This is a genomic window from Rhodococcus sp. ARP2 (assembly GCF_001029585.1).
In the GTDB taxonomy this organism is placed as follows: domain Bacteria; phylum Actinomycetota; class Actinomycetes; order Mycobacteriales; family Mycobacteriaceae; genus Rhodococcus_F; species Rhodococcus_F erythropolis.
The window spans coordinates 1-22,537 of the sequence record NZ_LEKE01000078.1; the positions used below are offsets into that span (position 1 = coordinate 1).

Annotated in this window: 3 protein-coding genes; all 3 read right to left on the reverse strand. The window is 62.4% G+C overall.

What is annotated here, in order from left to right; translation table 11 throughout:
- The coding region (locus ABX74_RS20790; RefSeq protein WP_047889599.1) for a non-ribosomal peptide synthetase at positions 1–3,358 on the reverse strand (3,358 nt) is incomplete at its 3' end.
- A gap of 211 nt (positions 3,359–3,569) precedes the next feature.
- Positions 3,570–17,312 (reverse strand): non-ribosomal peptide synthetase, encoded by a 13,743-nt coding sequence (locus tag ABX74_RS20795; RefSeq protein WP_047889601.1) that lies wholly within the window; start codon positions 17,310–17,312, stop codon positions 3,570–3,572.
- An 89-nt stretch (positions 17,313–17,401) separates the two neighbouring features.
- A partial coding sequence (locus ABX74_RS20800) for a non-ribosomal peptide synthetase (RefSeq protein ID WP_047889600.1) occupies positions 17,402–22,537 on the reverse strand: 5,136 nt, incomplete at its 5' end.

The following is a 22,537-nucleotide window of genomic DNA, read 5'->3' on the forward strand; positions in this document are numbered from 1 at the left end:
CATCGAACTCCCCATACGAAAGCACCTCATCCCCACACACCACCGCCCGCGACCCCGAAGAAACCCCCACCACAGAATCAAAACCATCCAACAACAACCCACCCACAACCGGACGAGACGTGTCGTTGAAGTCTTCGATGATGTTCTGTATTTCCTTGGTGGACAACAGTTCCACGTCACCGACAGCAGTCCCCGGATTCGTGACCATCACACGGAGAATGGTGGTCAGGCGCTCGGCTAGCCCGCCAACAGTAGCGGCGTCGAAAAGATCTGTGGCGTAGAGCCACGACATCACCATGCCGGCACCGACGCCGGCCTCGCCTTCAACCGGCGATGCCGTCAGCTGAAGGTCAAATTTTGCGATATCGATTCCCGCATCGAACTCCGAGACTCGCAGGTCAGGCAACTCCAGAGCGTCACCTGCCATGTTCTGGAAGAACAACGCAACCTGGAACAACGGATGATGCGCCTGCGAACGGGCCGGATCGAGAACCTCCACCAAACGCTCGAAAGGCAAGTCCGCGTTGGCAAATGCACCCAAATCGGTTTCACGAACCTGATCGAGAAGATCGGCAAACGATATGTTCGGCGTCACCGGCGTACGCAACACCAGTGTATTGACAAACATCCCGATCAGATCATCGAGCGCAGGTTCCCCCCGACCGGAAATCGGCGAACCGATAACCACGTCGTCAGTCGACGCCATCCGCGCAAGCAGCACCGCAAGGGCCGCATGCACAACCATGAACAGCGAAACACCACGATCCAACGCCAATTGCTCCAGAGCCCTGTGCAACTCACCGTCGATATCGAAACGATGCACCGCGCCACGCGTCGACACAACCGCCGGGCGCTTCCGATCGAACGGCAGATCGATCTTCTCCGGCAACCCCGCGAGATTCTCACTCCAATAACGCAATTGCTCCGACATCAACGACGCCGGATCAGAATCGACCCCCAAAACCTCATGCTGCCACAACGCAAAATCTGCGTATTGCACCGCAAGCGGCGACCACGCCGGGGCAGCGCCCTGCGCCCGGGCAAGATAGGCCAATGCAACATCACGCACCAGAGGACCCACCGAAACACCGTCGGCAGAGATATGATGAACCACCATTGCGAGAACGAATTCACTTGGGCTGGTACGGAACAGACGAACCCGAAGTGGAACGGCAACGGAAACGTCGAACCCAACGGTCACCAGCGGCGCCAAAGCTGCAAGCAACTCCGACTCGTCGAGATCCCGAGGAGTCAGATCGATATCGGCCGTCGACACCTCGAGAACGTCCTGATAACCGATACCGCCGAACTCCGGATACACAGTCCGCAGCACCTCGTGCCGAGCGACAACATCCTCAACAGCGCGCGCAAGCAAACTCACGTCCAGTTCACCAGACAGTCGCAAGACGATCGGAATATTGTTCACTGCAGATTCCGCGTCGAACCGACTCAGGAACCACATGCGCTGTTGTGCAAGAGACAATGGCACACGATCAGGACGAATCATCGGCGCCAAGGCCACATACCCGATCGTTTCCGTCTCGGCTTCGATGCGAGCGGCGAGCGCTTCGACGGTAGACGCTTCGAACAGAGTCTTCACCTGAACGCGGGTATCGAACGCTGTGCCCAGACGACCGGCCAGCTTGGCGGCGAGCAGGGAGTTGCCACCCAATTCGAAGAAATCATCCGAAGCGCCGACCTGTTCGAGGCCGAGCAGATCGGCAATCGCGTCGGCCACAAGCTTCTGGGCAGGCGTGGATGGCGCTTGGTACGAGCGCGATTCGAATGTGGGCGCCGGCAATGCGTCGACGTCGAGCTTGCCGACCGGGGTCAGCGGAATATCTTCGAGCATCACCATTGCGGCCGGGACCATGTGCCGAGGCAGTGCGCCGCGTGCGTGGACTGTCAACGCCTCAGCGCCGAGCGTGTTTCCGGCCTTTACATACGACACCAATGCTGGTTCACCCGTCGGCCCACTCCGAGGAAGTGTCGCCACAAATTCGACGCCGAGCACCGAGGCGAGAACTGCGTCGATCTCACCGAGTTCGATGCGGAATCCGCGAATCTTGACCTGAGAGTCACCGCGGCCGAGGTATTCGAGACTGCGTTGGTCGTCGCCGGCCTTGATCCAGCGAACGGTGTCGCCGGTGCGGTACAGACGTTCGCCCGTGTCCGCGAACGGGTTTGCCACAAAACTTGCCGCAGTTGTCGCGGGTAGCTGGTTGTACCCGCGGGCGAGATGTGTTCCGGAAACATACAATTCGCCGGCAGTGCCGGTCGCCACCGGCTGCAGGCGGGAGTCGAGAACGTAGAGTCCGACGCCGCGCACCGGGCCGCCGATCGTGACCGGACTGTCGACCGTCAGTTCGGCAATCGATGCGACGACGGTGGTTTCGGTGGGGCCGTACGCGTTGAAGAATCTTCGTCCAGGGGCCCACTGCGTCACCAGTGCGGGCGAACATGCTTCGCCGCCCACGACAACAACGTCGAGCGTGTCGAAATCGCCCTCCGCAGAGAGTGATCCCAGTGCAGCAGGAGTCATGAACGCGTGGGTGATCTTTTCTTCGGTGAGCAGTTCGGCGAGCTCGTCGCCGCCGTACACATCGAGGCGTGCGATCACCATCGTGGAACCGGTGCCGAATGCGAGGAGCAATTCTAGAACGGAGGCATCGAAGCTGGGCGATGCAAAGTGCAGGGTTCGGGATGCAGAAGTGAGACCGTAGCGCTCGATCTGCTCGGCACACAGGTTCGCAATGCCCCCATGCGTGACGACAACGCCCTTGGGTCGACCGGTCGAACCCGAGGTGTAGATCACGTAAGCGGGATGCTCCGCACGCAAAGTTCCGACACGTTCGGTGTACGACACCGGTTCGGCAGGAAGTTCGGCCGTCTTTGCCAGGAACTCGGCGTTGTCGAGTTCCCACCACTGCATACTCGCCGGCAGTCCGTCGGCGACAGCGCCTACCGTCAAGCCGATCGAGACGCCGGAATCGACAAGCATGTGCAAGGCGCGGTCGGCCGGGTAGTTGGGATCAACCGGTACAAATGCGGCCCCGGTCTTCGCGACGGCCCACAGTGCGCACACCGACTCGACGGAGCGTGGGATGGAGATCGCTACCCGATCTTCCGGTCCCACTCCGTGAGCAATGAGGAAACGCGCCAGCTGCGACGACGCGGCATCCAGCTCGGCATAGGTGACCGAACGACCGTCGAAGCGGATGGCGACGGCGCCTGGGTCGATATCGACGGCAGCCGCCAGTAGCTGCGGCAGCAAGGGCACTCGAACGCGGCGAGTACGGGTGGGACGGGGTTTGCGGCTTCCGCGTGTCTTTGCGGGGGTCAGATCGTCCGCGCTCATGCGATCACGTCCGATGATCGATCTGCGTGTACGTCGGCCCCTTGCGCCATCAGACAACTCACCTTCGCGTAATACTTGTTTTCACGGTCATCTCGCCCGTTGCGGCTCCCCACAATGCATCGGCAACCGAGTGCCATTGTTACAGCCGCGGAGTTGCCGAGCGCCGCATACCGCGAGTGGATATGAGTTCCACCACTCGCGGTACGTGAGGTCACCACGACTGTGGGCTGTGCTCCTCGAGAACGTGTTCGAGATCCGGCAGTTCGCTGCGATCGATGCTTGCAGCGTCGTCCACCGACAGCACCGCGTGTGTCACCCACTCGTCGGCCAGCAGGTCGTCGAGCGATTCGATGTCACTACCTGCTACCACCCACGCAGCACCCGCCGATGCAGCGAGCAGAATCGCGGGCACCCGTCCGCTCGCGTCGATCGAGCCGGTCTGCAGCACTCGCGACTCGCCATCAACCGCGTACTTCTCGCTCCAGGTCGACAGGGTTGCGGTGAGTTCCCCGTACGTCTGCTCCCAGGCTCCGTCTCCGAACACCTGGAATGCGGCGTCGTCCGCGGTGAGCGGGCGAATGCGGTCGGTGTAATTGATCGCACGCGCCGGTTGTGCGACCGCAGCGTCGAGTGTTTCCGGCGTGATCGTCATGACAGAGTCCGGAATCTCTCCGGCCTGCCCGACTGCAATCACTGCCCCGGTCTTGACAATTGCCCAGCACGCCACCACTTCGCCTACTCCCGATACGCCGGAGAGGCTCACGACGTCTCCTGGACCGACACCACCATCGATGAGCAGACGCGCAAGCTGCGAGGAACGTGAATCGACTGCGGCATAGTCAATTTCCTCGTCGCCGACCACAACGGCGGGAGCTTCGGGATCAGCCTCGACTGTCGACGCCAGCAGTTGCGGCAGGAGCGCCGCACCTGATCCGCTCGGAGCGATGGACTGAACTGCAGCGCCGAGAGCCTCGTCTTTCTCTGCTGCTGTGAGCAATTCGATGTCGCCGACCGGCCTCGACGGGTTGTCGGTGACCTGTTCGAGTACGCGAACAAACCGCTCCACGAACGATTCGACGGTTCCCTGGTCGAACAGATCAGTCGAGTAGATCCAGACGCCGGAGAGTCCGTATCCGTCCGCGGCGCTACTGAGCGTCAATTGCATGTCGAACTTCGTGATCGCCACTGGTGAATCGACTCCGCTGATCGTCAAGCCCGGCAGCGAGAACTCGGCTCCGCCAGCGGGTTCCAGCGACAAGATGATCTGGAAGAGTCCGTCGGCCGAGGCACCCAACGCTTCGGATACTTCCTCGAACGGGAGGTCGGACTTCCCGAAGGCCTCCAAATCCACGTCGCGCACGGCAACAACCAGATCGTCGAAACTTGCTGCAGTGTCTACCTGAGTCCGCAAGGCAAGCGTGTTCACGAACATTCCGACCAGATCGTCGAGCGCACGCTCCCCTCGCCCACCTACGGCGGTACCGATCGCGAAGTCATTGGTTGCCCCGACGCGAGCAACCAATACGGCCAGTGCGGCGTGCAATGCCATGAAGGCAGTCGCATTCCGTTCGCGGGCGATCTCTACCAACCGGGCGTGGATCTGCTCACTGACGGTGAACTCGACGGCACCCGCTGCCGGTGACACCGCACTCGGACGTGGGCGATCCGTCGGAAGTCCGGCCATCGCGGGAAGCGCAGCAAGCTTGCCCCGCCAGTACTCGAGTTGAGCGGCAGCGACACTACCGACCTCGTCGGCCGTGCCCACGACGTCACGCTGCCACAGCGCGAAGTCCGCGTACTGCACGGTCAATGGACTCCACCCGGGAATGCTGCCTCTGGTCCGGGCTTCGTACGCGATCATCATGTCGCGCGCCAACGGCGCCATCGACTCACCGTCGGCGGCAATGTGGTGTGCAACAAGAGCAAAGACGTACTCGCCGGTCCCGCAGTGCAGAAGTTCCATCCGCACAGGTACTTCTGTGGAGACGTCGAAGCCCGTCGACATCACAGCGGCGACGCGCGAGTACAACTCGGATGCGTCCGCAACGGCAGCGACGGCGCACTGCGGCGCATCGTCGACGTCGAGAATCCGTTGTGTTGGTCCGTTGTCGTCTGCCGGATAGAACGTCCGGAGCGACTCGTGCCGATCGGTGACATCGCGCAGAGCTGCCCGCAATGCGTCGACGTCGAGGTCGCCGGTCAACCGCAGCGCCATCGGAATGTTGTACGTCCCTGCGGCCGTGTCCATCTGGTTGACAAGCCACATCCGCTGCTGCGCGAGTGACAGTGGCAACCGGTCCGGGCGTTCTGCGGCTTCGAGTGACTTTCGTCGACCCGAACCGACTGATGCCGCAATGGCAAGGGCCAGTGCCTCGACTGTCGTGGCGTCGAACAACATCCGAACCGGAACAGTGGTATCGAGCGCCTGACCGAGACGGGCCGCGAGCCGCGTCGCGATAAGCGAGTTTCCGCCGAGCGCAAAGAAATCGTCGTCGAGTCCGACTCGGTCTACGCCGAGAAGATCGGCAAAAACAACTGCAACTGCCTTCTCGACAACGGTGAGCGGTTCACGGTACTGCGCCGTGTCGAACACCGGGTCGGGCAGGCTCCGACGGTCGATCTTTCCGTTCGCGTTGAGCGGCACCGAGTCCAGGACGATGAACGCCGACGGAACCATGTACTCCGGCAAGCGCTGCGCTACAGCGTCCCGCAGGATTTCCGGAACGATCACAGCGCCTGGGACGCCAACGACATAGGCAACCAACTGGTCGCCCACCGCCGAATCAGCGTGGACTGTGACGACGGCGGTCCCGACGGAATCCACGGCGTTCAAAGCAGATTCGATCTCACCGAGCTCGATGCGTAAGCCGCGGATCTTGACCTGGAAGTCCGTGCGCCCGATGTACTCGAGCTCACCGGCTGTGTTGCGGCGCACGAGGTCGCCGGTTCGATACATGCGCTCGCCGGCCATTCCGAAGGGGTTGGCAACAAACCGTTCTGCCGTCAGGTCGTACCGGTTGCCGTAGCCACGACCGACTCCGATACCACCGACGTACAGCTCGCCGACAACTCCGGACGGAACAAGACCCAATCGTGAATCCAGCACGTAGAGATCGATGTTCGACACCGGTGAGCCAATCGGAACACCAAGTGTGTCCGCAACCGTCGCCTGTTGGAACGACACCACATCCGACGCTTCGGTGGGACCGTAGCTGTTCACGATTCGAACTCCGCGCGAAAGCAGGTGCCCCAGACGGCTGACCTGTATCGGCTCTCCGCCGAGGAACACCACCTCGAGGCTTGCCAGCACGTCGTCTTCGTCGGAATCGATCAGAGCGTCGAAAGCACTGGGTGACATGTTTGCCGTCGTGACTCGCTCGTCTGCGATGACACGAAGGATCTCACTCGGGTCGAAGCCGGCGGGTGCGAGGTGCACACTTCCACCACTCGTCAGTGGTCCCCACACGTTCTTCTGCGTGAGGTCGAAACTCGGTGACGACGCCACTGCCACCCCGGCGCGTGCCGGCAGCGAAGAGTTATACCACGCAACGGTATTCGCTATACCTGCCATCGGGACGACGGTCGGCTTCGGTCGCCCGGTCGAACCGGACGTGGAAATGACGTAGCCGACTCGGGCATCCGCGCCGTCCTCACGCCAATGATCAATCCACGACGGTGCGTCGGCAGCGACCACGGGTTCGTCACCGATGAGCACCACTGGGAGATCGAGGCCGGGCGTCTCGATCGCCACCACACACCGTGCCGCGATATCGGTGAGCAGTGCGCTCACCCGTTCTTCCGGAAGAGCAGGGTCGATCGGAAGATAGCCGGCACCGGCTTTCCACACAGCCACCATCGCTACGACCCACTGCCAGGACCTCGGCAGGATCAAGCCGACAACGTCGTCCGGACGGACGCCGGCGACGACGAGTTGAGCGGCCGCGACCGAGGACAGTGCATCGAGGTCCCCGTAGGACAATTCGACGTCACCGGCAACCGCTGCGCACGCCGACGGATCGGTGTCGACGTACTGTGCGAACAGCATCATCGGTGACGCGTCGAGCCGGCCATCGTCACTGCCCCGTGACCAGTCGAGAATCTGTGCGTGTTCGGATGTTTCGATGATATCGATGTCGCCGACCGCCTGTGCCGAGTCGACTACTGCAGCATTCAGAACGCGGAGGAATCGGTTCGCGAGGGATGCGATTGTCGACTCGTCGAACAGGTCGGTCGCGTATGTGAACTGGGCGGTCAGTCCTCCGTTGCCCGACGACTCGGACTCGATCAAGGTCAGTTGCAGATCGACCTTTGCCAGCAGGTCCGGCAACGCGAAGTCGGCAACGTCCAGATCCTGCAACTGCAGAACCGATCGCTGCAGGTTCTGGAACGCCAGACCGACCTGGAACAACGCATGCCTGGCCTGAGATCGCTCGGGGTTGAGAATCTCGACGAGCCGTTCGAAGGGGACGTCCGCGTGCGAGAACGCGCCGAGATCCGATTCCCGGACATGTCTGACCAAGTCTGCGAACGACGATTCGGGGTCGACCTCGGCGCGAAGCACCAGGGTATTGACGAACATACCGATCAGATCGTCGAGAGCACGTTCACCACGGCCGGCGGCCGGGGTACCGATCACGATGTCCGATGTCCCGGACATCCTCGCGAGCACGACCGCCAGGGCGCTGTGCACCACCATGAAGAGCGATGCATTGACCTCACGGGCCACTCGATCGAGACCCGCCCGGAGCTCGGCATCGATCGAGAAATCGTATCCCGCTCCGCGGTGCGATTCGATGCGCGGCCGCGGACGATCCGTCGGCAGATCCAACTGGTCCGGAATGCCGGCCAAGCGTTCCTGCCAGTACGTGACCTGCTCGGAGATAACCGATTCGGGATCGTCCTCGCTGCCGAGGATCTGCCGCTGCCACAACGCAAAGTCGGCGTACTGCACCGGCAATGGTTGCCACTGCGGCGACTGCCCTTGCGACCGTGCAACATACGCTGAGACGAAGTCGCGGATCAGCGGGCCCATCGAGAAGCCGTCACCGCTGATGTGATGGATCACAAAAACGAGGACGTACTCGGACTGGCTCAAATCGAATAATTGCGCTCGAACCGACGCCTCGTGGGTGACGTCGAATCCGGGAAGGATCACGCCTGCAACCCGATCGATGACAACGGATTCGTGAATACGAACCGGCGTCAGATCCGGAACCATCCGGTCCACATCCACCAACTGCTGATAGCCGACGCCGTCGATCTCTGGATACACCGTTCGCAAAATCTCATGACGTTCGAACACGTCCACCAGCGCAGCCTGCATCGCCGCAATGTCCAGCTCTCCGATCAGCCTGATGGCCACCGGGATGTTGTCCACACCCGAGGACGCGTCGAACCGGTTGAGGAACCACATGCGTTGCTGCGCAATCGACAGCGGAACACGATCCGGTCGTTCCTGCGCCACCAGCGGCGGGCGGGCACCCTTACCGGATTGCGAGTCGATAAGCGAGGCAAAGGATTCCACACTGGACGCGTCGAACAGCAGGCGAACAGGAACCGTCGTGTCGAGCGCCTCGCCGAGTCGCGCAACGACCTGAGTCGCGATGAGCGAGTTGCCGCCGAGCGAGAAGAAATCATCGTCGAGGCCAACCTGCTCGATGCCGAGCAGGTCGGAGAAAATCCGCGCGACCGCAAGCTCCGCCACGCTCCGTGGCTCACGGAAGGCAGCGATCTGAGCAACAGGATCGGGCAACTGCTTGCGATCCAGCTTGCCGGACGTGCCCAGCGGGAATGCCTCGAGCACAACGTGCGCCGTCGGGACCATGTAGCCGGGCAGTCGTGCGGCCAGTGCTGTCTCGACCGATGCCCAGTCCACTACCGCGCCGGCGTGTCCCACAACGTAGGCAACCAATTGTTCGTTGCGCACTGCCACCGCAGCCGACGCAACGGACGGCTGATCGCGCAATGCTGCCTCGATCTCGCCCAGTTCGATCCGCAATCCGCGGAGTTTGACCTGGAAGTCGGTCCGCCCGATGTATTCGATCTCACCAACGCTGGAATCATCCCCCCTCGCTCCGCTCGACCGTTTCCACCGCACCAGGTCACCCGTGCGATACAGCCGACTGCCGGAAGGTCCGTACGGATCTGCGACAAAACGATCTGCCGTGAGGTCCGGCCGACCGACGTAGCCGCGCGCCAACTGGATTCCCGCCAGGTACAGCTCACCCGAGACACCCACCGGCACTGGGCGCAGACGCGAATCCAACACCAGGACACGGGTGTTCCAGACCGGCGATCCGATCGGGACGATCTCGGAATCCGATGGCGTGACCTCGTGGAATGTGACGTCGACTGCCGCTTCGGTAGGCCCGTACAGATTGTGCAGTCGAGCCTGTGGAAGGAGTGTGCACAGTTCCTGCGCAACCTGCGGTGGCAGTGCTTCGCCCGAGGCAAATACCCGACGCAGAGCATCCGCTCCGCGAACTGCGGGTTCTGCGACAAACAGTTCGAGCATCGAGGGCACGAAGTGCACAGTGGTGACGCCGTGTTCTGCGATAGCAGCTGCGAGGTATGCCGGTTCCCGGTGTCCGTCCACTGCAGCAACGACCAATCGAGCGCCAACCTGCAACGGCCAGAAGAACTCCCACACCGACACATCGAACGTGAACGGCGTCTTCTGCAACACCACATCATCGCCGGTCAGCCCGTACTCCGCCTGCATCCACACCAAACGATTCACAATCGCCCGATGCGAAACCGCAACACCCTTCGGCTTACCGGTCGAACCGGAAGTGAAGATCACGTACGCCGTGTTGTCACTGCGCAACGGAGATAGACGATCCGCATCGGAGATCGCAGCGTCCGAGTGAGTGGACAGGTCGAGCGTATCCACCTGAACAACCGGACAGACCGACGTCTCGAATCGATCCAGCGTGGTGGTGAGGACACAGACCGGGACAGCGGTCGAAAGAACGTACTCATTGCGTTCGGTCGGCTGATCCGGATCGATCGGAACGTACGCGCCGCCTGCCTTCACTATCGCGTACATCGCGACAAGCAGGTCGAGCGATCGTCGCATCGACAATCCCACCATGGAATCGGGACCGACACCGATCGAGATCAAATGGCGTGCAAGACGATTGACCCGGGCGTCGAATTCCGCGTATGTCAGCGTCGTAGCGTCGAACGTGATTGCCGGCGCATCCGGCGTTGCCGACACCTGGGCGTCGAAGAGATCTACCAGGGTGGAGTCGGGAACACGACGCTCGGTCGAGTTCCATTCGACGAGCACTCGCTGACGCTCGTCGGCACTCGATACGTCGATGTCGCCGATGACAGCCGAAGTATCATCCGCCAGGGCACGCAGAATCGTGACGTAACGCCGCGCAAACAGTTCCACGGTTGCTGCGTCGAAAAGGTCTGTTGCATAGTTGAACTGCGCAAGAAGGCCGCCCTGTGGCGATTCACTCACCGTCAGTTGGAGATCGAACTTTGCGACGGGCGATTCGATGTCCACGGCGGACACCGCAACACCGTTCATCGCTGCCGACTCCGGACTCGAGCCGCCAATGTTCTGCATCGTCAGCATGACCTGGAACAGCGGGTTCCGTGCCTGTGACCGTTCGGGGTTGATGATCTCGACAAGGCTCTCGAACGGGACGTCCGCGTGATCGAATGCGCCGAGATCGGTTTCACGGGCGCGGTGGATCAGGTCGGCGACCGTCGACGCCGGATCGATATCGGTTCGCAGTACCAACGTGTTGACGAACATTCCGATGACGTTGTCGAGCACTTGCTCACCGCGTCCGGCAACGGGAGTGCCGATCACGATGTCGGTGGAACTCGACAGCTTTGCGAGCAGCAACGCAAGCGCAGAATGCACAACCATGAACAGCGAGGCGTTCGATGCCTGGGCGACCGCGTTCAAGCGCTCGAGCAGATCCGCATCAATCGAGAAGTCGTGGTAGGCACCCTGATTGGTTGCAATTCGGGGCCGCGGCCGATCCGTCGGCAACTCGAGTTGATCCGGAACACCGGCCAATTGTGTTCGCCAATAGTCGAACTGCCCGGAAATCACCGAGTCCGGATCGCTCTCGCTGCCCAGGACTTCGCGTTGCCACAAAGCAAAATCGGCAAACTGCACCGGAAGTGGTTCCCACTGCGGCGCCGCTCCGGCCGATCGCGCACCGTATGCCGCGACGACGTCCCGAACCAACGGAAGCATCGAGAATCCGTCACCACTGATGTGATGGACGACAAATACGAGAACGAACTCGGAATCGGTGATCCGCAAGAGCGAAACTCGAATGGGCACTTCGGTGGTCACGTCGAACCCGGGCGCCACCACAGCGGCGACCTGAGCCACCACATCATCGGCATCCACGTCGATCGGCGCAAGATTGATCAGACGAGCGGGTTCGAGAACCTGCTGGTAACCGACGCCGTCGATCTCGGGGTAAATAGTTCGCAAGCTCTCGTGACGACGCACCAGATCGTCGAGAGCGTCCTGGAGCGCGTCGACATCGAGTGTCCCGGTCAGTCGAAGTGCGGCTGGGATGTTGTCGACATTCGATCCCGGTTCGAAGCGGTTCAGGAACCACATGCGTTGCTGCGCGAGCGAGAGCGGCACACGCTCCGGCCGGACCTGCGCGGTGAGCGGAGGCCGCGCTGCAGTGGTGGTTCCCGAATCGATCCGGGCAGCAAGTGCCCCGACGGTCGGTGCGTCGAACAAGGTCCGCACACCGACGGTGGTGTCGAGCCTCTGTCCCAGCCGCGCAACAACCTGAGTTGCCATGAGGGAGTTACCCCCCAGGGCAAAGAAATTGTCGCCCAATCCCACCTTCTCGACTGCCAGAAGGTCCGAGAAGACCTGAGCCACAGCAATTTCGGCACCCGTAACCGGCGCCTGGAACTCGGCACTACGAGCCACTGGATCCGGCAACTGCGCACGGTCGAGCTTGCCTGAGGAGCCCAGCGGGAAGCTGTCGAGCACCACATGAGAGGCCGGAATCATGTAAGCGGGCAACCGCTGCGACAACGCATCAGCGATATCGTCCCAGTCGAGGCTGACGCCCGCTGCCGGCGTCAGATACGCCACCAACTGGTCGCTGCGAACCAGTACTACCGCCGCGGATACCGCGGGGTGATCGCGTAGAGCCGATTCGATTTCACCGAGTTCGATGCGCAGTCCGCGCAGCTTGACCTGGAAATCCGTTCGACCGATGTACTCAATCTCACCAAAACTGGAATCATCCCCCCTCGCTCCGCGGGGTCGTGTCCACCGCACCAGGTCACCCGTGCGATAAAGTCGCTGCCCGCTACCGGAGAACGGATCCGCAACAAACCGGTCGGCGCTCAGATCGGGCCGCGCCAGGTAGCCGCGTGCAAGCTGGACACCGGCGAGGTACAACTCCCCCGCAACTCCGACCGGCACCGGATGCAACCGCGAGTCGAGCACCAGCGCCCGGGTGTTCCACACCGGCGCACCGATCGGCACACTTGCGACGTCGGATTCGGTGACCTCGTGGTACGTCACGTCGACCGCGGCCTCGGTCGGACCGTACAGGTTATGCAAGCGCGCAGCGGGAAGAACCGTCCGCAGCGTTGACGCCACCTGTGGTGTCAACGCCTCACCGGAGGCGAATACCCGGGTCAAAGAAGTACACGCCGCCACCGAGGGTTCTCCGACAAACACGTCGAGCATCGACGGAACAAAGTGCGCGGTGGTGACGCCGTAGTCGGAAATGGCGGACGCGAGGTAGGCGGGGTCGCGGTGTCCGTCCGGTTCGGCAACAGCTAGTCGGGCACCAACCTGCAACGGCCAGAAGAACTCCCACACCGACACGTCGAACGTGAACGGGGTCTTCTGCAACACCACATCATCGCCGGTCAGCCCGTACTCCGCCTGCATCCACACCAAACGATTCACGATCGCCCGATGCGAAACCGCAACACCCTTCGGCTTACCGGTCGAACCGGAAGTAAAGATCACGTACGCCGTGTTGTCCTGCCGCAGCGGCGCCAGCCGATCGGTATCGACAAGCGCGGCGTCCGAGAACTGGGAAGTATCCAGCGAATCCAACGAGACAACCGTGGTGCTCGCTGTGAAACCATCACGATCGGTGGTCAGCACGCACACCGGTCCGGCCGTCCCCAGAACGTACTCGTTGCGATCGGCGGGCTGATCGGGATCGACCGGCAGATAGGCCCCGCCTGCTTCGATCACCGCGTAGATCGCGACAACCAAGTCGATGGACCGCCTGATTGCCAAGCCCACCAAGGTGTCAGGCCCGACGCCCATCATCACCAGCATCCGGGCGAGCCGATGCACACGCGCCGAGAAGTCGCGATAGGTCAACAGCTCGTCCTCGTAGACGAGTGCCGTGGCGTCCGGAGTCCGATGCGCTTGTTCGACAAACATGTCGACCAGTGTCTTCTCCGGCACCTCATGGCCGGTCGCGTTCCAGGTGCCGATCACCAATTCGTGCTCGTCGACGGTGAGCAGGTCGATGTCACCGACCACGATGGCCGGATTTTCCGCGACGACGGCGAGGAGCGCCGCCAACCGTGAGGCAACAGAATCGATGGTCGACGGGTCGAAAAGATCTGTGGCGTAATCGATCATGATCGACAGCCCGCCGTGCTCGGGGTCTTCCCAGACGGTGAACTGGAGGTCGAACTTGGCCACCGCGGATTCGAGTTCGACGCCCGTGACCGTCAACCCGACGATATCGGTAGCGCCGTGTTCACTCTGGCCGAGGTTCTGAAACGCCAGCATGACCTGGAAGAGCGGGTTGTGCGCCTGTGAGCGGGCGGGATCAAGGACCTCGACAAGGCGCTCGAACGGAACGTCCGTATGGCCGAAGGCATCAAGATCGGTCGCGCGAGCGGCTTTCAGCACGTCCGCGAACGAACTCGCGGAGTCGATCTCGGTGCGCAGGACCAGAGTGTTGACGAACATTCCGATCACATCGTCGAGAGCCCGATCGCCACGACCTGCGACCGGCGTACCAATCGCGATATCCGACGTCGCGGACAACCGGGCAAGCAGGACGGCAATGGCACTGTGCAGCACCATGAAGACCGAAGCCTTGTGTTGCTGCGCCAACGATTCGAGCCGGACGAGCAAGTTCTTCTCGATCGAGAACTGGTGCGACGCACCACGGTTGGTCGCTACAGCAGGGCGCGGGCGATCCGTCGGAAGTTCGAGCAGTTCCGGCATCCCTGCCAACTGATGCGTCCAGTAGTCGATCTGCCGCGAAATCAACGATTCCGGGTCGCTCTCGTCACCGAGAACGGACCGCTGCCACAACGTGAAGTCCGCGTACTGGACCCTCAAAGGAGCAAAATCCGGCGCTGAACCCTGCGATCGAGCTGCGTACGCACTCACAACGTCGCGGACCAACGGCCCCATCGAGAAACCGTCGCCACTGATGTGGTGAACCACAAAGACGAGGACGTATTCCGAGTCTGCGACCTGGAACAGGCTGGCCCGCAAGGGAACCTGCGTCGTGACGTCGAAGCCCTCGGTGACAACGGCAGTGACACGGTCGATCAGGTCGGATTCCGGGACTACAACCGGTGTCACGTCCAGCACGACGTCCGACGCGGCGAGAACCTGCTGGTATCCGACACCGTCGATTTCGGGGTAGACGGTTCGCAGGCTCTCATGGCGCTCGACCAGATCGGTGATCGCGCCGCGTAGTGCCGCGACATCGAGGACACCGCTCAGGCGTAGGGCCACCGGAATGTGATCGACGGCTGACGTGGAATCGAACCGGTTGAGGAACCACATACGCTGCTGCGCAAGCGAAAGCGGGATCCGGTCGGGACGTTCCTGTGCAACGAGAGGAGCCTTCGTACCGCGGCCAGCAGAATCGCCTACGAGAGAAGCTAATTCGGATACCGTCGGAGCATCGAAGAAAGCTCGCATGTCGAGTTCCACGCCGAGTTCGGCGTTCGCGCGCGCCACCACTCGCGTCGCGAGCAGTGAATTGCCCCCGAGGTCGAAGAATCCGTCGTCGACGCCGAGGTCGTCCCGACCGAGCAGATCGGCAAAGATCGCAACCAACGTCTTCTCGACCGGGGTGCTCGGTGCGCGGTATTCGACAACCTGCGCTGTGAACTCGGGCGCCGGCAGCGCCTTGCGGTCCAGCTTGCCACTGGCATTGAGCGGAAACGCCTCGAGTTCGACAAACAGCGACGGCACCATGTAGTCCGGCAGGCGTCCACCCAATTCACGTGCAAGAGCGTCGGTGTCGAGCACAACTCCCGATGCGGGAACCACGTATGCCACCAGATTGGCGCCCAAAGCCGCATCGGAGTGGACGAGAACGGCCGCCTGTGCGATTGCATCGTTGTCGAGTAGCGCTGATTCGATTTCGCCGAGTTCGATGCGCAGTCCCCGCAGCTTCACCTGGAAGTCGGTGCGGCCGAGGTACTCGAGCAGGCGGTCGGCGCCGGCACCGCGCCATCGGACCAGGTCGCCGGTTCGGTACATGCGCTCGCCGTCCGAGGTGGAATGCGCGACGAACCGATCCGCCGTCAGATCGGGGCGGGAGACATACCCTCTGGCCAGCTGGACCCCCGCGAGGTAAAGCTCGCCGGGGACGCCGGGAGGTACTGGACGCAGTGCGTCGTCGAGGACGAGTAGCTCTGTTTCGGCGACAGCACGGCCGATCGGAATGGAGACCTCGTCCTGCGGTCCGGTTGCGTAGTACGTGACGTCGACGGCTGCCTCGGTCGGTCCGTACAGATTGTGCAGTTCCGCGGTGCTGACGTCGCGCAGCCGCGCGGCGGTCTGGGCGGGAAGCGCTTCACCCGAGGCAAAAACGTAACGTAGCGAGGTGATCTCGGAAGCGCGCGGTTCAGCGACGAAGACCGCGAGCATCGAGGGGACAAAATGTACAACGGTGACGCCGTACTCGATCATCATCGCTGCGACGTAGGCCGGATCACGATGCCCGTCCGGCTTCGCGATCACGAGGCAAGCGCCGACCTGCAACGGCCAGAAGAACTCCCACACTGACACGTCGAACGTAAACGGCGTCTTCTGCAGGATGACGTCTTCGTCGGTGAAGGGATATTCGCTCTGCCTCCATCGGAGGTTGGCGACGATTGCCTCGTGTGACACACCGACGCCCTTGGGCCTGCCGGTCGAACCCGACGTGAAGATCACGTACGCAAGATTGTCGGTGCGCAGCGGTGACAGCCGGTCACCGTCGGCAAGCGGCGCGCCTGAGTGCGCCGAGACATCGATGTCATCGATCCGCAGTACATCGACGTTTTCGGGAATGCCGACCGCGTCCACTGACGTCGTCAGCACGAGGACGGGCGCGGCGACGTCGATCACATACGCCAGACGCTCAGCGGGATGGTCGGGATCGAGTGGTACGTACGCACCACCGGCCTTGACGATCGCGTACATCGCAACCAGCAGTTCGACGGACCGACGGATGCCCAGGCCGACGAGTGTGTCCGGTCCGACGCCACGAGCGACGAGCTCGCGGGCGAGCTGATTGACCCGGCGATCGAATTCCGCGTAGGTCGACGCCGTGGAGCCGAAACGAAGGGCGACGGCATCGGGGGTACGCGCGACCTGCTCCTCGAACAGACTTACGAGAGTCGACTCGACGACCGACGGAGCCTCGAAAGCAACGACGGAAGTCGCGTCCGCGATGAGCGCACCGACGACGGATTCGAGGCCACCCTCTCGTGTGGCGAGCAACTCCGGCAGCAGCGTGGAGATCACGACGGGTACGAGTGCGTCCGGGCCGAGCGCACCACCCATCGCGGAGTCGAGTGTGGTCAGTTCCGAGTGCAACCGTTCGTAGGTGACCTCGGCGTCTGCATGAACAAGCGCTGTCCGGTCGGGCTCCGCCTCGGCTACTGCAGCGATCAATCTCGGCAGGTCCTCGATCGTCAGCGACTGTGGTCCCGGCATACCGACGGACATCAACACTTCCTCCAACTGACGACAGCACGGCGCAGATCCAACGCACGACTGGTCGTACAGATCAACGCCCATGGGGCAAATACTGCATATTACCCGTCCGTACCGGAACCCTTCCCCAGCGTGGCCTGCGCGTCAGTTATCAAAGACTCGACGAGCGAGGTAATACCGTCGGCGCCCAGTGCCGGAAGAATGCCCGGAACCAGACCGTTCAGCGAAACCGAGACCAACGCGTCGGCAGTGAGCGCCGCACCCATCGTCTGCTTCATCACAGCCAGTTTTTCGGCCAGCTGTGTGAAGGTCACCACGGTGTCGCCGTGTGTGAAGGCAACCGCCGTCGGATCTGCTGCGGCGGCCGCTGCTGCGAGGTCCGGAAGGTCCGCGGCCGTTTTCGGCCCGGCTGCCTCGATCAGCGCGCGTTCGAAGTCCGTCACGATGTCGATGGTCCGCAGAACCACCGTCGGATCTGCGGCAACGGCGTCGACCACGGCCCGCAACCTGGCTGCGAACAGTTCCATGGTTGCGGCGTCGTAAAGATCGGTTGCATAGGTGAATCGCATCCGGATATCGGACAGCGCTCCGTGCTCGTCGAACTCCTCGATACCGGTGAGCTGCAGGTCGAACATCGCCGAGTCGAATCCGTCGTCCACCGCCGACAGTTCGAGCCCTGGCAGCGCAAACGTGCCAAGTGCCATGTTCTGGAACGTGAGCATCACCTGGAACAGCGGTGAGTATGCCTGTGAGCGCTCACGGCCGACCTGCTCGACCAGACGCTCGAAGGGCACGTCAGCGTTTCCGAACGCCGCGAGGTCCTTCTCCTTCACCTGCTGCAGCAGGTCGACAAACGTGGTTGCCGGTTTCACCTGCGTGCGCAACACCAGCGTGTTGACGAACATACCGACCAGGTCGTCGAGGACTCGCTCGCCGCGGCCCGCCACCGGTGTACCGATCGCGATGTCGTTCGAGCCGCTGAGCTTGGACAGCAGCACCGAGAACGCGGCATGCACGACCATGAACACGGTCGAGTTCTGCTCGCGCGCGATTTCCGCGATTCGACGCGTGGAGTCGGCGCCGAGAGTGAACAGGAAGTCCGCACCCTTCATCGACTGCGTCGGCGGACGAGGACGGTCCGTCGGCAGTTCCAGAAGTTCGGGAACGCCGGCGAGTTCCTGCGTCCAGTAGGCAAGCTGCGTCGACAGTTCACTGTCCGGATCGCCCTCGGAACCCAGAACGTCGCGCTGCCATAACGTGTAATCCGCGTACTGGACTTCGAGCGGAGCCCATTCGGGTGCCGCTCCCCCGGTACGCGCCGTGTACGCGACCATCGTGTCTCGGATCATCGGCGCCATCGAGAACGCGTCGCCGCTGATGTGGTGGACCACCACGATCAGGACATGCTCGGTGGGCGTGATCTGGAAAAGGCGAACGCGCAGCGGAACACCGGCAGTGACGTCGAAGCCCTGACCGACGACCTTCGCGACCTCGGCCCCAATCGTGTCTTCGCCGACATACAGCACGGCCATGTCGACAACGGCTGCCGACTTCGACTGAATCGACTGCGTCGGGCCGTCCCCGAGATCGGGATAGAACGTCCGCAGGATCTCGTGGCGAGCAACAAGGTCGGAGACGGCCGACTGCAATGCTGCGACGTCGAGATCGCCGGACATCCGGATCGCGACCGGGATATTGTACGCGGCAGACCTGCGGTCGATCTGGTTGAGAACCCACATCCGCTGCTGAGCGAGCGACAACGGAATCTGCGACGGCCGTTCCTGCGCCACCAACTGTGCCCGCGAACCTGAACCGGCATGTTCGAGCACCCGCGACGCCAGCAGTCCGACAGTCGACGCTTCGAAGATGATCCGCACCGGAATCTGGGCGTCAAGTGCCTGACCCAACCTGGCCACGACCTGTGTGGCGATCAGCGAGTTTCCGCCGAGATCGAAGAAGTCGTCGTCCAATCCGACTCGTGGAACGCCCAGGACTTCGGCAAACACCGAGGCCACGATCTCTTCGACCGGATTGCTCGGGGCACGGAACTCCGTTGCCTCGAATTCGGGTTCCGGCAGCGCCTTTCGATCGATCTTGCCGTTGATGTTGAGCGGCAATTCGCTCAGCACCATCAACGCCGACGGCACCATGTAACTCGGCAACTCGCGGACGAGTTCCGCCTTCACGCTGTCGACGTCGACGGTGGCCCCGGCCTGCGGAACGAGGTACCCGACCAGTCGATCCCCCAGTCGCGGATCGGTTTTCGCGACGACAACCGCGGCGTCCACGGACTCAGCAGCTCTGATAACAGCTTCGATCTCACCGAGTTCGATGCGGTAGCCGCGGATCTTCACCTGGAAGTCGGCACGATCGACGTACTCGAGTTCACCGCCACTGCGCCAGACAACGAGGTCGCCGGTGCGGTACAGACGTGTGCCCGGTTCTCCGAAGGTGTTGGCGACAAAACGTTCCGACGTCAGGTCGGCGCGGCCGTGATAACCGCGAGCCAACTGGGTTCCGGCCAGGTACAGCTCACCGGTGACTCCGACCGGAACGGGATGCAGTCGCTCGTCGAGCACGTAGACCTGCGTATTCCATTCCGGGGCACCGATCGAGACCGACGAGGTGTCGCTCTCGTCCACATCGTGCGCGGTCACTGACACCGCAGCCTCGGTCGGACCGTACAGATTGACGAGTGCCGCGTCGGACATTTTGCGGAACTCTGCCGCCGTTGCCGCGGGCAAGGCCTCACCGATGGCAAGGACACGCTCGAGCGACTGCGGAAGAGTGCCGTCTGCTGCGGCCGTCAGCATCGAGAGCATGGACGGCACCGCGTGCAGCGTCGTCACCTTCTCCTGAGCGATGAGCGCCAGCATGTACTCGGCGTCCTTGTGGCCGTCCGGGTCGGCGATGACCAGGCGGGACCCGGATGTCAACGCGGACCAGAACTCCCAGACCGAGAGGTCGAACGTCGCTGCAGTCTTGAGCAACATTGCGTCGGTCTGGTCGAGACCGTAGCGATCACGCTTCCACAGAAGCTGATTGACGATAGCGGCGTGGGACAGCGCCACACCCTTCGGCTTGCCGGTCGATCCCGACGTGAAGATCACGTACGCGGTATTCGCCGAACGAAGCGGTGCGATCCGCTCGTCGCCGCGCACCGGCGCTCCGGAGACGCGCGACAGATCGAGGGTGTCGATGAGAAGAACATTGTCGATCCCCGCGAGCGACGGTGCGTCGTTCTCGTTGCTGAGCACGCAGACCGGCGCGGCCATCTCGAGGACGTACCCGGTGCGATCGGCCGGATGATCCGGATCGATCGGAACATAACCGCCGCCTGCCTTGGCAACGGCGTACATGCCGATCACCAGGTCGATGGAGCGTCGCATTCCCAATGCCACCAACGACTCCGGACCGACACCCAGTTCGATCAGGTGACGGGCGAGCCGGTTGACCTTGTCGTCGAACTCCACATACGTCAGCGATTCGAGCCCGTGCACCAACGCGACGGAATCACCGTGAGCGGCAACCTGCTGATCGAACAGATCGACCAGTGTCGCCTCGGCGTCGAGTACCTGCTCCGTTGCATTCCATTCCTGCAGAACCTGATTCGACTCACGCGGATCGAGCACGTCGATGTCGCCGACCACGATCGACGGATCGGCAACCACCGCTGCCAGAACGGTGTTGAACCGATCAGCGAAGGACTGGACTGTCGACTCGTCGAAAAGGTCGTGCGCGTAGCTGAATACGGCCGAGATGCCGGAGGCAACACCACGCTCGTCGTAGTTGTCACCGACGATCAACTGCAGATCGAACTGAGCGACACCGTTGTCGATCTCGAGGCCCTTGACGGTGAGGCCAGGCAGTTCCAGGCTTGCCTGTTCCATGTTCTGGAAAAGGAAGCCCACCTGGTAGAGCGGGTGCCGAGCAGTCGAACGTGCGGGGTTGAGAACTTCGACCAGTCGCTCGAACGGAACGTCGGCATGCGCAAAGGCCTGCAGGTCGTTCTCGCGCACGCGGGCAAGTAGTTCCGTGAAACTGTCGGAACCGTCGACGTGTGTCCGGAATACCAGGGTATTGACGAACATGCCGATCAGATCGTCGAGCGCACGCTCACCGCGGCCAGCGATCGGGGTGCCAACGGCGATGTCGTCGGTGCCGGAAAGGCGCGCCAACAGAATCGCAAACGCCGCGTGCGTGACCATGAACAGGGTGGTCCCGTGCTCACGGGCCAGCGCCGACAGGCCCTGATGCACTGCTGCGTCGATCTCGAACTGAAGGTAGCCACCGCGGTACGACTGAGCGGCGGGACGCAGACGGTCCGTCGGCAGGTCCAGCTGATCCGGCAGCCCGGCCAAAGCTTGGCTCCAGTAGGCGATCTGCTCGGACGACACGGATTCCGGGTCTTCCTCGCTACCCAGCACCTCGCGCTGCCACAGGCTGTAATCGGCGTACTGCACGTCCAGCGGGGCCCAACCCGGCGCCGTTCCCTGCGCCCGTGCCGCGTAGGCCATGACGAGATCGCGGGCGAACGGAGTAGTCGAGGAGCCGTCCGCGGCAATGTGGTGCACCACGACGGCGAGGACGTACTCGTTCTCGGCTACCTGGAACAACCGAATCCGCAGCGGGATTTCGGCCGTCACGTCGAACCTCGTCGACGCCAATTCGACCAGCTTGCCGACAATCTCAGCTTCCGTGACACTCTCGACGTTCAATTCCACCGGCGTATGTCCTACCGGTTCGATGACCTGGACCGGTCCCGAATCGGTTTCCGGATACACAGTGCGCAGGGTTTCGTGGCGGGCAACGACGTCGCCGATCGCCGCACGCATCGCGCCCAGATCGAGTTCACCGCTCAGCCGCAGTGCAAACGGCATGTTGTAGGCGCCTGCCGAGCCGTCGAAGCGGTTGAGGAACCACATACGCTGCTGCGCAAGAGAAAGCGGAATCTCTTCCGGTCGATCCTGAGCTGTCAGCGCAAGGCGGCTTCCTTCACCGACGTGTGATTCGAGACGTGCGGCAAGTTCCTGGACGGTGGACGCTTCGAACAGAAGGCGGACCGGTACGGCCGTCTCGAGTTCTTCGGCGATGCGCATGACAACCCGAGTCGCGATGAGGGAGTTGCCACCCAACTCGAAGAAATCATCATCCAACCCCACCCGATCAACACCCAACACACCCACAAACGCCGACGCCACCACCAACTCCACCGACGACACCGGAGCCCGAAACAC

What these genes read in the sequence shown, in the direction of transcription:
- ABX74_RS20795 (WP_047889601.1), bottom strand. Translation starts at nt 17,312, where the DNA reads ATGTCCGTCGGTATGCCGGGACCACAGTCGCTGACGATCGAGGACCTG.